Annotated in this window: 18 protein-coding genes; all 18 read left to right on the forward strand. The window is 44.1% G+C overall.

Annotated features, from left to right (window positions below; genetic code table 11):
* Positions 1–124 precede the first annotated feature (124 nt).
* A complete protein-coding gene (gene ispE / locus CE058_RS22990) occupies positions 125–994 on the forward strand; it encodes a 4-(cytidine 5'-diphospho)-2-C-methyl-D-erythritol kinase (RefSeq protein ID WP_048009781.1) in 870 nt (289 codons plus the stop codon).
* A gap of 59 nt (positions 995–1,053) precedes the next feature.
* Positions 1,054–1,872 (forward strand): pur operon repressor, encoded by an 819-nt coding sequence (gene purR / locus CE058_RS22995; RefSeq protein ID WP_035332962.1) that lies wholly within the window; start codon positions 1,054–1,056, stop codon positions 1,870–1,872.
* 24 nt (positions 1,873–1,896) lie between these two features.
* The gene (locus CE058_RS23000) at positions 1,897–2,271 is read left to right on the forward strand and encodes a RidA family protein (RefSeq protein ID WP_048009782.1); all 375 of its coding nucleotides are present in this window, start codon (positions 1,897–1,899) and stop codon (positions 2,269–2,271) included.
* A 166-nt stretch (positions 2,272–2,437) separates the two neighbouring features.
* On the forward strand, positions 2,438–2,728 hold the full coding sequence (gene spoVG / locus CE058_RS23005; RefSeq protein ID WP_009336662.1) for a septation regulator SpoVG: 291 nt from the start codon (positions 2,438–2,440) through the stop codon (positions 2,726–2,728).
* A gap of 272 nt (positions 2,729–3,000) precedes the next feature.
* Positions 3,001–4,374 (forward strand): bifunctional UDP-N-acetylglucosamine diphosphorylase/glucosamine-1-phosphate N-acetyltransferase GlmU, encoded by a 1,374-nt coding sequence (gene glmU, locus CE058_RS23010; protein ID WP_163145140.1) that lies wholly within the window; start codon positions 3,001–3,003, stop codon positions 4,372–4,374.
* A 44-nt stretch (positions 4,375–4,418) separates the two neighbouring features.
* Positions 4,419–5,375, forward strand: a complete 957-nt coding sequence (locus tag CE058_RS23015) for a ribose-phosphate diphosphokinase (protein ID WP_048009784.1) — start codon at positions 4,419–4,421, stop codon at positions 5,373–5,375.
* A 165-nt stretch (positions 5,376–5,540) separates the two neighbouring features.
* The gene (locus tag CE058_RS23020) at positions 5,541–6,191 is read left to right on the forward strand and encodes a 50S ribosomal protein L25/general stress protein Ctc (RefSeq protein ID WP_048009785.1); all 651 of its coding nucleotides are present in this window, start codon (positions 5,541–5,543) and stop codon (positions 6,189–6,191) included.
* Positions 6,192–6,226: 35 nt separating this feature from the next.
* The gene (locus CE058_RS23025) at positions 6,227–6,382 is read left to right on the forward strand and encodes a hypothetical protein (protein ID WP_163145141.1); all 156 of its coding nucleotides are present in this window, start codon (positions 6,227–6,229) and stop codon (positions 6,380–6,382) included.
* Positions 6,383–6,784: 402 nt separating this feature from the next.
* Entirely contained in the window at positions 6,785–7,345 is a 561-nt protein-coding gene (gene pth / locus CE058_RS23030; protein WP_163145142.1) for an aminoacyl-tRNA hydrolase, read from the forward strand.
* 130 nt (positions 7,346–7,475) lie between these two features.
* Complete coding sequence (gene fin / locus CE058_RS23035; RefSeq protein WP_048009787.1) at positions 7,476–7,706, forward strand: anti-sigma-F factor Fin; 231 nt, start codon at positions 7,476–7,478, stop codon at positions 7,704–7,706.
* Between the two features lie 563 nt (positions 7,707–8,269).
* Positions 8,270–11,809, forward strand: coding sequence for a transcription-repair coupling factor (gene mfd, locus CE058_RS23040; protein WP_048009788.1), 3,540 nt, complete (start codon positions 8,270–8,272; stop codon positions 11,807–11,809).
* A gap of 409 nt (positions 11,810–12,218) precedes the next feature.
* Positions 12,219–12,755: a stage V sporulation protein T gene (spoVT, locus tag CE058_RS23045; RefSeq protein ID WP_009336655.1), complete on the forward strand. Its 537-nt coding sequence runs from the start codon at positions 12,219–12,221 to the stop codon at positions 12,753–12,755.
* A gap of 155 nt (positions 12,756–12,910) precedes the next feature.
* Complete coding sequence (locus tag CE058_RS23050; protein WP_163145143.1) at positions 12,911–14,518, forward strand: putative polysaccharide biosynthesis protein; 1,608 nt, start codon at positions 12,911–12,913, stop codon at positions 14,516–14,518.
* Between the two features lie 8 nt (positions 14,519–14,526).
* Complete coding sequence (gene yabN / locus CE058_RS23055) at positions 14,527–15,981, forward strand: bifunctional methyltransferase/pyrophosphohydrolase YabN (protein ID WP_163145144.1); 1,455 nt, start codon at positions 14,527–14,529, stop codon at positions 15,979–15,981.
* Between the two features lie 17 nt (positions 15,982–15,998).
* Entirely contained in the window at positions 15,999–16,265 is a 267-nt protein-coding gene (locus CE058_RS23060) for an RNA-binding S4 domain-containing protein (protein ID WP_048009791.1), read from the forward strand.
* 348 nt (positions 16,266–16,613) lie between these two features.
* On the forward strand, positions 16,614–16,916 hold the full coding sequence (gene yabP / locus CE058_RS23065) for a sporulation protein YabP (RefSeq protein ID WP_048009792.1): 303 nt from the start codon (positions 16,614–16,616) through the stop codon (positions 16,914–16,916).
* Positions 16,913–17,545 carry a spore cortex biosynthesis protein YabQ gene (gene yabQ, locus CE058_RS23070; RefSeq protein ID WP_048009793.1) on the forward strand — a complete coding sequence of 211 codons (633 nt, stop codon included), beginning with the start codon at positions 16,913–16,915 and terminating at the stop codon, positions 17,543–17,545. Before yabP ends, yabQ begins: the two co-directional genes overlap by 4 nt.
* 15 nt (positions 17,546–17,560) lie before the next feature.
* Positions 17,561–17,971 (forward strand): FtsB family cell division protein, encoded by a 411-nt coding sequence (locus CE058_RS23075; RefSeq protein WP_048009794.1) that lies wholly within the window; start codon positions 17,561–17,563, stop codon positions 17,969–17,971.
* The last annotated feature ends 150 nt before the right edge of the window (positions 17,972–18,121 follow it).

Below are 18,121 nucleotides of genomic sequence, written 5' to 3' on the forward strand. Positions count from 1 at the left end.
TTAAAATAAAGTCAATACTGAATGAAGGTATGACTTTCTCTTCGAAATGAACTGGCAGGGCAAAGCGCTTCGCTTGTGGAGCTGGACAGGAGTCCGATTCAAAGGAAAGAAGTAGGTGGAAATGTTGAAGGTCATGGTTAAGGCGCCTGCTAAGATCAATTTATCATTGGATGTTTTACATAAACGGGAAGATGGCTATCATGAAGTGGAAATGATAATGACAACGATTGATTTGGCAGACCGCCTGGAATTAACACTTTTAGATAAAGATGAGATCAGGATTATCTCTCATAACCGTTTTGTTCCGGATGATCAGCGGAATCTGGCATATCAGGCTGCACACCTTCTTAAAGAACGGTTTCAGGTAAAAAAAGGTGTGTCCATTACAATAGAAAAAATGATTCCGGTTGCGGCTGGACTTGCCGGCGGCAGCAGTGATGCAGCAGCGGCTCTCAGAGGTCTTAACAAGCTGTGGGATTTGGGGCTTTCATTGGATGAGCTTGCTGAAATAGGGACAGAAATCGGTTCTGATGTTTCTTTTTGCGTATATGGAGGCACTGCATTAGCTACAGGAAGAGGAGAGAGAATTCAGGAGCTTCCTGCTCCTCCAACCTGCTGGGTCATACTTGCTAAGCCGTTCATCGGCGTATCGACAGCCGATGTATACAGGAGACTGGATGTAGGGCAGGTGCAGCATCCAAATACAGAAGGAATGATCGAAGCGATTAATTCGGGCTGCTATGATGATGTCTGTCGGAACATGGGTAATGTTCTTGAGGATGTCACATTGAATATGCACCCGGAGGTCCTGCAAATAAAAGACCAGATGAAACGATTTGGTGCAGATGCTGTCCTGATGAGTGGCAGCGGACCAACCGTGTTTGGGCTTGTGCATCATGATTCAAGAATGCATCGGATTTATAATGGCCTTAGAGGGTTTTGCGACCAGGTTTTTGCGGTCAGAATGCTTGGAGAAAGACATAAGCTTGATTAAATCCGTATATTAATGGTATATTATCGTTAAAATATTCGGATTTAAATGGGGGTTCCACAATGAAATTTCGCAGAAGCGAACGGTTGATAGATATGACCAATTATTTATTGAACCATCCGCGTCAGCTGGTATCCTTAACTTTCTTTTCAGAAAGGTATGGTTCTGCCAAGTCTTCGATCAGTGAAGATCTCGCCATCATCAAAGAAACATTCGAGCAAAGAGGAATAGGCACGCTGCAGACCGTTTCCGGAGCAGCAGGCGGCGTCAAGTTCCATGTTAAAGTAACCGATGATGAAGCCCGGCCATTTGTAGACGAGCTTTGCAGCTTAATTGCAAGCCCCGAAAGGCTTCTTCCCGGAGGCTATCTTTATATGACTGACATTCTCGGAGATCCTTTAATTGTCCAGCGTGCAGGCAGGCTTTTTGCCTCAGCCTTTGCAGATAAACCCGTTGATGTGGTCATGACGGTAGCTACAAAAGGGATTCCGCTTGCTTATGCCGCCGCAAATTATCTCAATGTGCCCGTTGTCATCGTAAGACGAGACAGCAAGGTGACAGAAGGATCCACGGTAAGCATTAACTATGTATCAGGCTCTGCAAAGAGGATTCAAACCATGGTTCTTTCGAAAAGAAGCCTGGCAGAGGGATCCAATGTCTTAATCATTGATGATTTTATGAAAGCCGGCGGAACGGTTAATGGCATGGTCAGCATGCTGGAAGAATTCAAAGCAAACCTTGCGGGCATTGCTGTCCTGGTCGAGGCAGAAAAAGCAGAAGAACGGCTGGTTGATGAGTACCTTTCTCTTGTGCGTCTATCTGACGTTGATGTGAGGGAAAAGAAAATTAATGTAAGTGAAGGCAACTATTTTAAAAAATAAGCATATTTTTTAGGGGGAGAATTCATGAAAGTCATTCAAACGAATCAGGCACCGGCCGCAATTGGACCCTATTCTCAGGGGATCACTGTAAATAACCTATTCTACAGCTCAGGCCAAATTCCGCTTACAGCAGAAGGCGTTATGGTGGATGGGGATGTAAAAGAACAGACGCATCAGGTATTTAAAAACCTCCAGGCCGTGCTTGAAGAAGCTGGCGCGTCATTAAATACCGTGGTAAAAGCAACGGTGTTTATAAAGGACATGAACGAATTTGGAGCCATCAATGAAGTGTATGGAGAATACTTCAGCACACACAAGCCTGCACGTTCCTGTGTGGAAGTGGCACGCCTTCCAAAGGATGCCCTGGTGGAAATTGAAGTAGTAGCCCTTGTAAAATAAATAATAACCGCAATTCACTCGCTCGTTCATGTGACGGGCGTTTTTTATTTGGAAAAAGCTTTGAACAAAATATTCAAAAAATATTTTTTATTAAAGAAGGAGATTCAGGAAATATGTTGAATTTATACAATTAGGATTATATCTTCTCGAAAAGGTGGTGAACAGAATGGAAGTGACAGACGTAAGATTACGCCGCGTTAACACGGATGGACGTATGAGGGCGATTGCATCTATTACGCTGGATCATGAATTTGTTGTTCATGATATTCGTGTGATTGATGGAAATAATGGATTATTTGTAGCCATGCCCAGCAAACGTACTCCGGATGGGGAGTTTAGAGATATCGCGCACCCAATCAATTCAGGAACGCGCGGTAAAATCCAGGAGGCTGTATTAGCCGAGTACCACCGTTTAGGTGAATTAGAAGTGGAATTTGAAGAAGCCGGTGCTTCCTAAGAAAATAAATCAACAAGGGCCTACTTCATAAGTAAGGCTCTTTTTTATTTCTGCTGTGAAAAATCCAAGCTCTAAGACCTGCAGCTAATGGCGGTTCTTAGGGCTTTTTTCTATCTTTCCATTACCCTTTCTATAATAAAAATAAACCATTTCTTCAAAAAATACCGTTTATGGTAATGACAATTATTTGTACTTTGTCATCAATTCTTGAAATAAGAGCCCATTTAAGATATATTCGTTATGGATAAAAAGGTTAAAATGGAGGCCTGTAAATGTCTAATCGATACGCGGTTATTTTAGCCGCAGGCCAGGGGACAAGAATGAAGTCAAAGCTTTACAAAGTACTTCACCCTGTATGCGGCAAACCGATGGTTCAACATGTAGTTGATCAAGTTACAAAGCTTAACATAAAAGAAATTGTCACGATTACTGGGCACGGAGCAGAAATGGTCGAGCAGCAGCTTGGCTCAAGCAGCAAATATGCTCTTCAGGAGGAGCAGCTTGGCACCGCACATGCGGTTATGCAGGCCCGCCAAATGCTTGAAGGCAAAGATGGTGTGACCATCGTTGTCTGCGGAGATACACCGCTCATCAGACATGAAACGATGGAAGCGCTTTTCAAGCATCATGAAGAGCTTTCTGCCAAAGCGACTATTTTAACAGCTCATGCGGATAACCCATTCGGATATGGACGCGTGATCCGCAATGACATGGGGATGGTTGAAAAAATCGTTGAACAGAAAGATGCTTCCGAGGAAGAACGCAAAATAAAAGAAATCAATACTGGAACTTATTGCTTTGATAATAAGGCTTTGTTTGAAGCCTTGAGCAAAGTAACAAATGATAATGTGCAGGGTGAATATTACCTTCCGGATGTAATTGAGATTCTGAAAAATGAAGGTGAGGTCGTTACGGCTTACCAGACAGCTGATTTTGGCGAGACTCTGGGTGTCAATGACCGTGTAGCCTTATCCCAGGCAGAATCATTCATGAAACAGCGGATTAATGAAGAACATATGCGTAACGGCGTGACCATTATCGATCCGTCAAACACATATATTGGAGCGGATGTGAAAATTGGCTCAGATACAGTTCTTTACCCTGGAACCATCATTTCCGGCAATACCATCATTGGTTCTGAGTGTGTGATCGGACCAAATACGGAGATTTCTGATTGCCATATTGGAGAAGGCACAGTGATCCGCCAGTCTGCAGCGCATGACAGCCATATCGGTTCACAAGTGAATATTGGGCCGTTTGCTCACATTCGTCCGCAATCAGATATTCATGATGAAGTGAAAATCGGCAACTTTGTTGAAGTGAAGAAGTCTGTTTTCGGAAAAGGAAGCAAAGCCTCTCACCTAAGCTATATTGGCGACGCAGAAGTAGGCAGGGATGTTAACCTGGGCTGCGGCTCAATCACTGTTAATTATGACGGCAAAAATAAGTACCTGACCAAAATCGAAGACGGTGTATTCATTGGATGCAACTCCAATCTCGTGGCACCGGTAACGATCGGGGAAGGTGCATATGTAGCAGCAGGCTCGACAATTACTGAAGATGTGCCGGGAGAAGCCCTTTCCATTGCCCGTGCACGCCAGGTGAACAAGGAAAATTACACGCAAAACTTAAACATTAAAAAATAAACCGAACTTTCTATTTGTAAGAAATAAATCGATGGAGGCCCAAAATGTCAAACCAGTATTTAGATCCAAATTTAAAGGTGTTCAGTTTAAATTCAAACCGCAAGCTGGCTGCAGAAATCGCCAATGTGATTGGTGTGGAGCTTGGTAAGTGTTCCGTAACGCGCTTCAGCGACGGCGAAATCCAAATTAACATTGAAGAAAGCATCCGCGGATGCGATGTGTATGTAATTCAGTCTACGAGCTCTCCTGTCAATGAGCATTTAATGGAGCTTTTGATCATGATCGATGCTCTTAAGCGTGCATCTGCCAAGACCATCAACATCGTAATGCCTTACTATGGCTATGCTCGCCAGGACCGCAAAGCAAGAGCGCGTGAGCCGATTACAGCTAAGCTTGCAGCAAACCTTTTGGAAACTGCTGGTGCAACCCGTGTGATTACACTTGACCTGCATGCGCCGCAAATTCAAGGATTCTTCGATATTCCTATCGATCATTTAATGGGTGTGCCAATCCTTTCTGATTACTTTAAGAACAAAATGATGGATAGCGACATCGTAATCGTGTCACCTGACCACGGCGGTGTAACACGTGCGCGTAAAATGGCTGACCGCTTAAAAGCGCCGATTGCCATCATTGACAAGCGCCGTCCAAGACCAAATGTGGCTGAAGTCATGAACATTGTAGGGAACATCGATGGAAAAACGGCCATCTTAATCGACGATATCATTGATACTGCCGGAACGATTACACTAGCAGCAAATGCCCTGATCGAAAACGGTGCATCAGAAGTGTATGCATGCTGTACACACCCGGTTCTATCCGGACCTGCCATCGAAAGAATTGAAAACTCAACCATCAAAGAATTGGTTGTAACAAACTCAATCACTCTTCCGGAAGAGAAGAAAACAGACAAGATTGTCGAACTTTCCGTAGCACCGCTGATCGGTGAAGCGATCATCCGCGTTCATGAAGAGCAATCTGTCAGCACTCTGTTTGATTGATCGGTCATAAAATAACTGCCCAGGCTTGCTGCAAAGCAAGCCTGATTTGCGTTCTTTGTGAAAAATAATAAATCTGTAAAAAACAAAAACGTTTAGACTTCCTCATTTTAGGGCATTTTTTTATATAGACAAGACTATTTTTAAAATGAGGAAGGGGACGTTTTTATGACAGCTGTATTGCAGGCAAAAGAAAGAAAAGGTTCACGCAACTCTAACTTAACCTCACTGCGCAGGGAAGGGAATATTCCGGCCGTTGTGTATGGTTCAAAGCTGCAAAGCAAATCAATCTACTTAAGTGAAGCCGATTTTCTGAAGACGATAAAGGAAGTAGGCAGAAACGGCGTATTTTCATTAGATGTAGATGGCAGCAAGCATGAAGTGGTGCTAAGTGACTACCAATCCAATCCAATTAGAAATGAAATTGTCCATGCGGATTTTCTTGCGGTAGATATGAATAAGGAAATGACGGCAGATGTACGCGTCGTCTTAACTGGAGATGCAGCAGGTGTGAAAGATGGAGGCGTTATGCAGCAATCCATGCATGAAGTTTCAGTCACAGCGACACCGAATAATATTCCATCCTCTGTTGAAGTGGATGTAACGAACCTCCAGGTAAATGAAACCCTGACAGTCGCCGATATCAAAGCAAATCGGGGCTATGAAATAAACAATGAAGAAGACACAGTTATCGCTTCCATCCTTCCTCCAAGACAGGAAGAAGAAATCAACAGCGGTGAAGAACAGGAAGCGGGCACACCTGAAAATGAAGAAGGCAGAGAAACAACAGCAGATGAAGATAAATCAGGCGAAGAATAAGCTCGGAGAAGCTATTCTTACAGGGGCTTTGCACTATGGCAAGCCCCTGTTTGCTTGGGTTTGAAATGAGCCTGCATTGGCTCGGCTTTGGACAGCCTGGGGCAGCTTCGGACAGAGGAAGCGGAAAAAGAGTTGTCAGAGTCCGAACCTGGTTCAACTTCGGACACAAAAAGCAGGAAAAGAGTTGTTAGAGTCCGAACTTTGTTCAACTTCGGACACAAAAAGCGGGAAAAGAGTTGTTAGAGTCCGAACTTTGTCCAACTTCGGACACAGAAAGCAGGAAAAGAGTTGTTAGAGTCCGAACTTTGTTCAACTTCGGACACAAAAACCAGGAAACACGCACGCATAGTCCGAACCCAGCCCAAATTCTGACACAGTAATTGGAAAAAATGTTTTCAGAGTCCGAACCCGTCCAACTTCGGACAGAGAGACCGAAAAAAGCGCGCGCAGAGTCCAAACCGGCATCATCCAAACAGAATCTTCTTACCGAACCACACACTTTCTACTATAATAAAAAAGAGAATAGATGAACTCAGCGGACACGCCAGGTAATTCACAGGCGCACTTGCGCTTTTCTAATATGGGGTGAGAAAATGAAGTTAATTGTAGGGCTGGGGAATCCCGGCAAGCAGTATGATAAAACCAGGCACAATATTGGCTTTGATGTGATTGATGTTTTATCCGACCGGCTGAATATTCCTCTGAATCAGGCCAAGCTGAAAGGCGTATTTGGCACAGGGTATGTGAATGGGGAAAAAGTCTTTTTGCTTAAGCCACTTACATATATGAATTTATCCGGAGAGTCCATCCGGGCAGTTATGGATTACTTCGAGATTAATGATGATGAACTTGTGGTCATCTATGATGATCTGGATCTTCCTGTGGGCAAGATCCGGCTCCGCCAAAAAGGGAGCGCAGGCGGCCACAATGGGATCAAGTCGACAATTGCACATCTGGGAACACAGGAATTTAACAGAATCCGAGTCGGGATCGACCGTCCGCCAAGCGGCATGAAGGTGCCGGACTATGTGCTCGGCCGATTCACGAAAGAAGAACAGGCCATCATGGACGAAACGGCTAAAAAGTGCGCAGAGGCCTGTGAGGAATGGTTCAGAAAACCATTTTTACAGGTTATGAACGATTTTAATCAATAATCTTCATATTTTATTAATCTTTTCATAGAATAATGTATCTCACCTTTGGCAGCAGCGCCGGATGCGTGAATAAGTTCCCTGCCCGGAGTCCATACTAGGATATATGGACAGTTTAACGGGAGGGACAGGCATGGCTATTCATTATCATTGCCGTCATTGCGGAACAAAGATTGGTTCAATAGAGAACAGCTCTGTTTACTCAGAGCAGCTTGGCTTCCATAAGCTAAACGATCAGGAACGCCAGGAGATGATCTCATATGACCAATCAGGAGATATGCATGTAAGAGCGATCTGTGAGGATTGCCAGGAATCACTTGAACGCAATCCGGATTATCATCAGCAGGACTTTATTATTCATTAACAAGCTTTGGAGGCAATCCAAAGCGTTTTTCTATTTCTGTTTTGAGGCATCATTAAATTTAATAGAAACCGTTCTATAGTTTCTTGTTGGATCCTTATTTTATTTAGTAAGATTAATGATAGGAAAATGGATTTTGCAGACTGTCAGTTTTCCGGTTCAATGGGGCCTGGAATGACATCTGCCTTTTGGTGGTTTTACTGCCGGAGCGCTTTTATAAAAGAAATGAAATTTTGCCTAGCTCAAGTGCCTGGCCCCTCGAGGATAACGGGGTAAAACAAGGCGCTTGCGCTATTCTAAAAAGATAAGAAAGTACAATTTTAACGTTGAGAACTGTCTAGCTTCAGCGCCTACCCCCTCGAGGTCACAATCCAATCCTCCCAAAAAGCAAAGAACGCCTTTCTGTGAGGCTCGTCTTGTGCTTGTCGGGGGTGGGCAAGGCGCTTACGCTTTTGAAAAATAAAAGAAACTTTGAATATTGAGAACTGTCTAGCTCCAGCGCCTACCCCCTCGAGGAGTCGGGGGTGATCAAGGCGCTTGCGCTTTTCGTTATAGGAGGGGCTTTCATGTTTGGTCTTAAAGAGATTATTAGCCGGCAGGATGATGTAAGTTCCATCTTGTCTGGCATTGAAGAAGGACTGAGGGAGCAGATGCTTGCCGGTTTATCAGGATCGGCACGCACCTTGTTTTTGTCTTCCATATATGAGCAATCGGGAAGGCCGATGCTTGTTGTGACGCACAACCTTCTGCAGGCACAGAAGCTATATGATGATATCGTCAATCTGGCAGGAGAATCAGAAGTGTTTTTGTATCCTGCCAATGAATTGATCGCAGCTGAAATGGGGATTGCAAGTCCAGAGTTAAAGGCCCAGCGGATTGAGGCTTTAAATTATTGGAGTACACATAAGACAGGTATCATGATTGTCCCGATGGCTGGGCTAAGAAAAATTCTTCCGCCTCCAAACCACTGGACAAACTACCAGCTGTCTTTAAAAATAGGCGATGATTTGACTGATGATCAATTAAAAAAATTTGTTCAGATGGGCTATGTCCGTTCGGAGATGGTTTCTTCGCCAGGAGAATTCAGTGTCAGGGGCGGGATCATTGATATCTATCCACTGACTGAAGCGGATCCGGTAAGGATTGAGCTGTTTGATACGGAAGTGGATTCGATCCGGACATTTTCTTTGGAGGACCAGAGATCAAAAGAAAAGTTAACCGAGATTTCGATTGGACCTGCAACCGAAATTCCTCTTGATTCAGAGCACTTCCAGACCATAATTGAAAAACTGGAAAAAGGTTTGGGATCAAGCCTGAAAAAATTGAAAGACGATAAAGCGAAAACGCAGCTGGCCCAGAATGTTGGCTACGAATTAGAACAGCTGCGAATGGGGAACAAGCCTGAACAGCTTTTCAAATACCTTTCATTTGCCTTTGAGGAAGGAAGTAGTTTAGTAGACTATCTCCCTGCCAATGGCTTAATTTTCATTGATGAAATCAGCCGTGTTCAGGAAATGAACGACTCCCTGGATAAGGAAGAGGCTGAGTGGTATACAAGCCTTTTAGGTGAAGGCCAGATCATTCATGATGTGAAGGTGTCACACACGTTAAAAGAGTTTTTGCACCGCTCCAAGCATCCGATTACGTATATGTCGCTGTTCCTGAGACATGTACCGAATACCAACCCGCAAAACATCATTAATGTCACCTGCAAACAGATGCAGAATTTCCATGGACAGATGCATGTGCTGAAAAGCGAGCTGGACAGATGGAAAAAGGGCAGATATTCGGTCGTATTCCTGGGTCCTGATGAAGAGCGGATCAAAAAACTGCAAAGAGTGCTTGAAGACTACGAGATTGAAGCAGCATTTGTGAATGAGAATGACCCGGTTTTAACAGGGAAAATCCAAATTACAGAGGGCAGTCTGCAGACCGGATTTGAGCTTCCAGGGCAAAAGCTGGCCGTTATTACGGAAGAAGAGCTTTTTAACAAACGCACGAAAAAGAAGGCCCGCAGGCAAAAGCTTTCAAATGCGGAAAGAATCAAAAGCTATTCCGAACTGAAGGTTGGGGACTATGTCGTTCACGTCAATCACGGGATCGGAAAGTACCTGGGGATTGAAACCCTTGAGATTAATGGAGTCCATAAAGATTATCTCCATATCCGCTACCAGGGCAGCGACAAGCTGTATGTGCCGGTGGAGCAGATTGATCTTGTCCAGAAATATGTCGGCTCCGAAGCAAAAGAGCCTAAAATTTACAAGCTGGGCGGAAACGACTGGAAGCGTGTTAAGAAGAAGGTTCAATCATCTGTTCAGGATATTGCGGATGATCTGATCAAGCTTTATGCAGAGCGCGAGGCATCAAAAGGCTATGCCTTCAATCCGGATGGGGATATGCAAAGAGAGTTTGAAGCGGCCTTCCCTTACCAGGAAACAGAGGACCAGATCCGCTCCATCCATGAAATTAAGAAGGATATGGAGAGGGAGCGCCCGATGGACCGCTTATTATGCGGAGATGTGGGCTATGGGAAAACAGAAGTGGCCATTCGTGCCGCCTTTAAGGCAATTGCAGATGGAAAGCAGGTTGCCATCCTCGTACCGACGACTATCCTTGCTCAGCAGCACTATGAAACAATGAGAGAACGATTCCAGGATTACCCGATCGAAATCGGGCTATTAAGCCGATTCAGAACAAAAAAGCAGCAGACCGAAACGCTAAAGGGCTTAAAGGCAGGGACTATTGACGTAGTTGTCGGCACACACCGGATTTTATCAAAGGATATCCAGTATAGAGATTTAGGCCTGCTCATTATTGATGAAGAGCAGCGCTTTGGTGTGACACATAAAGAAAAGATCAAGCAGCTTAAGACCAATGTAGATGTCCTTACTCTGACAGCCACGCCAATCCCGAGAACCCTTCATATGTCAATGCTTGGCGTCAGGGATCTTTCAGTTATTGAAACACCGCCTGAAAACCGATTCCCGGTTCAAACCTATGTGATGGAATACAATGGTGCACTGGTTCGTGAGGCCATTGAAAGGGAACTGGCGCGGGATGGACAGGTCTATTTTCTATATAACCGGGTGGAGGATATAGAACGAAAAGCCGAGGAAATATCCATGCTGGTTCCAGATGCAAGGGTAACATATGCCCATGGGAAAATGACGGAAAATGAGTTAGAATCTGTTATGTTAAGCTTCCTTGAAGGCGAGTCCGATGTTCTCGTCAGCACAACGATTATTGAAACAGGCGTTGATATTCCAAATGTCAACACGCTGATTGTCCATGATGCAGACAAAATGGGTCTGTCCCAGCTTTATCAGCTCAGGGGCCGGGTTGGCCGTTCCAACAGGGTTGCCTACGCGTATTTTACGTATCGAAAAGATAAAGTATTAACAGAAGTAGCTGAAAAGCGGCTTCAGGCCATCAAGGAATTTACGGAGCTCGGTTCAGGCTTCAAAATTGCCATGCGGGATTTATCCATCAGGGGCGCAGGCAATCTGCTTGGAGCTGAACAGCATGGATTTATCGACTCCGTCGGTTTTGATCTGTATTCGCAAATGCTGAAAGAAGCGATTGAAGAACGGAAAGATAAGCTGGATGGCATCGAAGAAAAGCCGGCTAAAATTGAAATCGATCTGGATGTTGATGCCTATATTCCTGATTTCTACTTGTCTGATGGCCATCAGAAAATTGAAATGTATAAGCGATTCCGCGGCATTTCCTCTCTTGAAGATGTAGAAGAGCTTCAGGATGAAATGATCGACCGTTTTGGCGAATATCCGGATGAGGTAGGCTACTTATTTCAGATTGCCGAAATGAAGGCTTATGGTGAAATGGCAGGAGTCGAGATAGTTAAGCAATCCAAACAAGAAGTGCTGATTCTTTTATCTGAAAAGGCCAGCGAACATATAGACGGACAGAAGATTTTCCAGATCACCAGCAAATACGGGCGGATGATCGGCCTGGGCATGGATGGAAAGAAGCTGAAAGCAGTCCTCCATATTAAAGGCGTCAAAACAAATGAATGGCTCAACATTGCCTACGAAGTGATTAAGGGAATGCAGGAAGCTAAGAAGGAACAAGAACATCCAACTGCGTAACTCTTGGACATCAATCTGTCAAAAAAATGAAATATTAGAAATGTTTATCTCGTTCTGACAAGGGTATTTTTAAACGAAGACCATTTGGAATGTTTATCCGGAAATGGAATGAATAACATCTACGAGAAAAAGTTTTTGTGCACGTATATAACTTTCCATATGAAAGATACTAAGTTCAAACATGGCGATGCATTCATTTTCTCCCAATTATGGATCATAGCCAGAAGAGGAAAGAGCAAGTGCTGGCGCTGAAGAGAATGTCTAGCTCCAGCGCCTAGCCCCTCGAGTCATAAGCCAAATCACTCCAGAAATCAGGATTTCCTGCGTGATTCGTCTTATGCTTGTCGGGGCTGAACAAGGCGCTTCCGCTTTTCTATTAAATCATCAGATGAAAGTGAGGCAACGTTGGATGAAAGCAACAGGTATAGTTCGTCGTATCGATGATTTGGGTCGTGTAGTCATTCCTAAAGAAATCCGCAGAACATTGCGTATTCGTGAGGGGGACCCGCTGGAGATTTTCGTAGATCGTGATGGAGAAGTCATCTTAAAGAAATATTCACCAATCAGTGAACTGAGCGATTTTGCAAAAGAATATGCAGAAGCATTATATGACAGCCTGGGAAATCCAGTGTTAATCTGTGACAGAGATACTTACATTGCTGTTGCAGGCGGTTCTAAAAAGGACTATTTAAACAAGAATATAAGCGATCTTGTTGAAAAAACAATGGAAGAACGCAGTTCAGTACTGGTAAACCAGTCAGGCGATATTTCACTGGTGGACGGGAACACTGAATCTTCCTCTGCTTATACAATTGGCCCTATCATTGCAAACGGCGACCCAATTGGTGCAGTTATCATTTTTGCAAAAGAAGATTCACTTGGCGACGTGGAACAAAAAGCAGTTGAAACAGCAGCAGGCTTCCTGGCCAGACAAATGGAATCATAAAAATGAATACTTAATGAAAGGGGTAGCGGAATGCTGCCTTTTTTCTTTGGCGTGTAAACTCAGTGCAAAGAAGCATCCGTGCACAACCGAAAAATCCCGCACAAAGCCCCAATGTGCTATAATACTTTCGAATTCAATTGGAAGGAGATGGGCAATTGAAGCCCGTTCAGACATCCGGCGATTTGTTTAGAGGTGCGTTTATCCTGACTGTCGCTGCCTTGATTACAAAAATTTTAAGCGCTATTTACCGGGTCCCCTTTCAGAATATTGTCGGGGATGTGGGTTTTTATATATATCAGCAGGTTTATCCGTTCTATGGAATCATCATTGTGTTATCTACATACGGGTTTCCGGTCATTATTTCTAAGATTTATGCCGAACAGGCTGCTCTAAAGAAAGAGCAGGATATTCAAAATTTATTTGCCGTATCTGCCTTTGTTCTATTCATAATAGGTTTTATCGGGTTTTCCATCCTGTATTGGGGCTCGGACTGGCTGGCTGTCAGGATGGGCGATCCGCAGCTGGCAATTCTGCTAAGAGTGGTGGCAGCCGTGTTTCTTCTTTTTCCCATTCTGTCTCTCTTCCGGGGATATTTTCAAGGGAAAGGGGACATGGTTCCAACCGCGGTTTCCCAGGTAGGAGAACAGCTTATCAGGGTCGTTACGATCCTGCTTGCCGCTTATCTGCTGGTTAAGGGAGGAAATTCCTTCTACATGGTGGGAGGCGGGGCCATGTTCGGGGCTGTTACCGGCGGAGTCATCGCCGTCCTGATTTTAATTACCTTTTTTTATATAAAAGAAAGAAGAAGCCTGCCGTCCTCCATTTCAATTGATTTTAAACAAGGCGGCAAGCTGGCGAAAACGATTATCATACAGGGATTTGCCATCTGCATCAGCAGTCTGGTGCTTATTTTCATTCAGCTGGCAGATTCGTTTAATTTATACTCGCTCCTCTTGGCATCCGGAATTGAAGGGGAAGAGGCCAAGGCGCTAAAAGGCGTGTATGACCGCGGACAGCCGATTGTCCAGCTGGGCATTGTCGTGGCAACATCCATGTCCTTGTCGCTGGTGCCGCTCATTTCCAAAGAAAAAATGAAAAATCAGCCCGCATTCCTTCATAGTAAAATCAGGCTTGCCCTTCAAATCGGCATTCTGGTCGGAGCTGCGGCAACCGTTGGGCTCTGGAATATCATAAAGCCTGCAAATATTATGCTGTTTGAAAACTCATCAGGATCGGATGTCCTGGCGATTCTCAGTCTGCTGATTTTGCTGAGCAGCCTGATCATCACCATTACCGGCATTTTACAGGGACTTGGGTTCATCTTTTTCCCGGCAGGAGCCATTCTGCTTGGATTTGCGGCAAAACTCATCCTGAATACGCTATTGGTGCCATCATACGGCACAATCGGTGCAGCGGTGGCCTCATGCATAGCCCTTACGGCCGTCCTCATGCTTCTTGTAGGAAAGCTTCAGGTATATTTGAAAATTTCATTGATTTCACTGCGCTTTCTATTAGCGGCTGGATTCGCAGCACTAATAATGTCAGTTGTTCTGCAGCTGTACCTGCACGCGACAGCACTGCTGCCTATCCCGGAACCGGGCAGAACGTTTGCCGGATTCCAGGCATTAAGCGGCGTAGCGCTCGGAGGCTTTACGTATTTGTATATCATGTTTAAAGGCAATACTTTTAAAGAGGAAGAGCTTGCTTTGCTGCCTCTTGGAAGCAAACTCATGTTCTTGCTTCCCAAAAAGACTAGGAGATGAATCGCTTTATGAAAAAAATAACCATTCTCGGACTTGGAGCAGGAGATTTGAATCAGCTTCCTTTTGGTGTATATCGACAGCTTAAAAATACAGAGGCTCTTTACCTGCGGACTAAGGAGCACCCGGTTCTTAGTGATCTCGAACAAGAAGGGCTGACGTATCAGTCTTTTGATCATATTTATGAAAAGCATGAGCAGTTTGAAGAAGTATATGAGGAGATTTGTGAATTTCTCCTGAATGAAGCTCTTGCCAAAGAGATTACATATGGAGTTCCAGGGCATCCGCTTGTTGCGGAGCGTACGGTGCAGCTTCTCATAGAGCGGGCTCCGCAGAGAGGCATTGAGATTATCATTGGAGGAGGACAAAGCTTCCTGGATCCTCTATTTCAGTCTTTGAAGATCGATCCGATCGAAGGTTTTCAGCTTCTGGATGGAACCGATCTGAAAAGGGATGAAATTCAGGTGGTACAGCACGTCATCATTGGACAGGTGTATGATCAGTTTATTGCGAGTGACGTCAAGCTGACATTGATGGAAAAACTGCCTTACGATTACGAGGTTTATATTGTAACAGCTGCCGGAAGCAGCGAAGAAGTGATCAAAAAGGTGCAGCTGCATGAATTGGATCATAATATGGAGCTGAATAACTTAACTTCCGTATATGTGCCCCCTGTAAAAGATGAGACTGTCCTTTATAAAGACTTTTCAAAGCTGCGCAGCATTATCGCTGAATTGCGCGGACCAAACGGCTGTCCATGGGATAAAAAGCAAACTCATGAATCACTAAAGAAATATTTAATCGAAGAAGCCTATGAGCTGATTGAAGCGATTGATAATGAAGATACCGAGCATATGACGGAAGAACTGGGCGATGTCCTTCTCCAGGTGATGCTTCATGCTCAAATCGGCGAGGATGAAGGCTATTTTGCCATCGATGATGTGATTGAAGGCCTTTCCGAAAAAATGGTCCGCCGCCATCCCCATGTCTTTGGCGATGCGCAGGCTGAAAATGAAGAAGATGTCCTGAAAAATTGGCAGAGCATTAAGCAGGAAGAAAAGGGCGACAACCAGGAATCCATGATGGATTCTGTCCCTAAATCATTCCCGAACTTAATGAGAGCGGCTGAAATTCAGAAAAAAGCAGCAAAAGCAGGCTTTGACTGGAAGGAAGTTGAGCCTGCCTGGGAGAAGGTAAAAGAAGAGATTGCCGAATTCGAGAAGGAAGCCGCGGACTTCAGCACGGAGATGGAGCCGGAATTTGGCGATATCCTGTTTGCTCTTGTGAATATTGCACGTTTTTATAAAATCGATGCCGAAGACGCTGTGAGAAAAACAAATGAAAAATTCATCCGCCGTTTTAAGTATGTGGAAGAACGGGTAATGATGAGCGGCAGAAAATTTGAAGACTTTACGCTCGAACAGCTCGATGAATTCTGGAATGAGGCAAAATCCAAAGGCTATTAATAGAGGAGTGGCGTGAAATGAGATTAGATAAATTTTTAAAAGTATCAAGGCTTATTAAAAGAAGAACACTGGCAAAAGAGGTCTCTGATCAGGGAAGGATCACGATAAACGGACAGCAGGCAAAAGCAAGCTCCACTGTTAAAGTGGGAGATGAGCTTCAAGTCCGCTTCGGCCAGAAGCTGGTAACGGTCAAGGTTGAACGCCTGCAGGAAACGACCCGCAAGGAAGAAGCGGCCGGCATGTACTCCGTTGTGAAGGAAGAAAAAGTGGAATCAGAAGCATAAGACGTATGAGCTCCCGCTTTTCATATATTATCAGAATTTATATCATTGAACTTCGATAACTGTCTAGCTCCAGGCGCCATCGGCTCGAGGTCATAAGCCGCTCCCTTCCAGAAGGAAAAAACACCTTCTTACAGGGACCGTCTTATGCTAGTCGTCCCTGGGCAGTCGCCTCAACATTTCTTTCAATCCGTCTAAAAGGTTAAAGAACAACCTTTCAGCCGGCTCGTCTTATGCTTGTCGCCGATAGGCGGGCGCCTTGCGCTTTTCTTGTTGGCTTGTTCTATTTTAATCCCCCCATTCATAAACATGTACAAAAAGGTTGTACTATGTGATTGCGGGGGATGAATAATGAGTCAATATTATGAGTCAAATTCAAACAAAACCAATACTCAGGAACATGATGTCATTATGAGAGGCAGAAGGCTGATTGATATTACGGGTGTTAAACAGGTGGAAAGCTTTGATAATGAAGAGTTTTTGCTGGAGACGGTGATGGGGTTCCTTGCGATTAGAGGGCAGAATCTGCAGATGAAGAATCTGGATGTGGACAAGGGAATTGTTTCCATCAAAGGGAAGGTATTTGACCTTGTTTATATTGACGATCAGAATGGAGATAAAGCTAAAGGTTTCTTTAGCAAGTTGTTCCGATGACACTGACCACTCAATTTGTGACCATGCTGGCGATGATTGGCATGGGAAGTGTATTTGGGGCTGCCCTTGATACGTATAATCGTTTTCTGCAAAGGACTAAGCGGAAAAGCTGGCTTGTTTTCATTAATGATATTCTTTTTTGGATCGTACAGGGTCTGGCAATCTTCTATATTTTATTCCTGGTGAATAAGGGTGAACTGAGGTTTTATATTTTCATTGCTTTGCTGTGCGGGTTTGCCGCTTATCAAAGTTTATTTAAGAAAATGTATCTGCGGGTATTGGAGATATCCATCCGAATGGCGATCTCCATATACCGCTTTTTCGTGAAGACCTTAACTTTGCTCATTTATAAACCGATCCAGGGTCTGATTATGGCGTTAATTGCGATTGCCGTCATGCTTGGAAAAGGACTTTATTCCCTTTTAAAAGTTATACTTCGAGTCTTTTGGTTCATCTTGAAGATCGTTTTTCTGCCTGTCAAATGGATTTTGTCACTTTTATGGAAACTTTTGCCGAAAAAGATTAAAAAAACAGTCGAGAAGTTATATAATAAATTGGCAGGATATTTACAGCGGATAAAGAATTATGTTTTAAAATGGACAGCAAAGTGGAAAAAACCTAAAGAGTAAGGAGGGAGTGCGGAAGTGAGTGCCACCAAGAAGAAAAATGTAGCCAAAATGGAAACCAGCTATGTCAAACAGCAGGAAGCAGCAGAGATCAGTGCAGGCCGGAAGAAAAAGCTTTTATTTCGCAGATTAGCAGCATTTTTCACACTGGCAGCCGTCGTTTCATTTTTTATGATCACAACACTCGTTTCGCAGTCTGCTGCTCTGGAAGAAAAAGTGGAAGAGAAAACTAGGCTGGATCAGGAGCTTTCTGACCTGAAGAAAAAAGAAGTTATGCTCGAAGAAGAAATTGTTAAGCTGAATGATGATGAGTATATCGCGAAGCTTGCCCGCAAGGATTATTTCCTATCTGACAATAACGAAATCATCTTTAACCTCCCTGAAGAAGATGCGGAAAAAGAAAAGAAGAAAGAAAAAAAGGCCGACTGACGCTATATTGACACTCTTTTTTTGGTTTCTGTATAATATATAAAAAGTTTCACTTTATCGCAGTCTAACGGGCAGTAAGACCCCCACTTCAAGACTCTGAGGAATCAAAGGAGGATAAGTGGGGATCAAACTGCCCGTAAAGGCCCGATT

It is taken from the genome of Bacillus sp. 22-7, assembly GCF_010628845.1.
GTDB classification, from domain to species: Bacteria; Bacillota; Bacilli; order Bacillales; family Cytobacillaceae; genus Cytobacillus; species Cytobacillus firmus_B.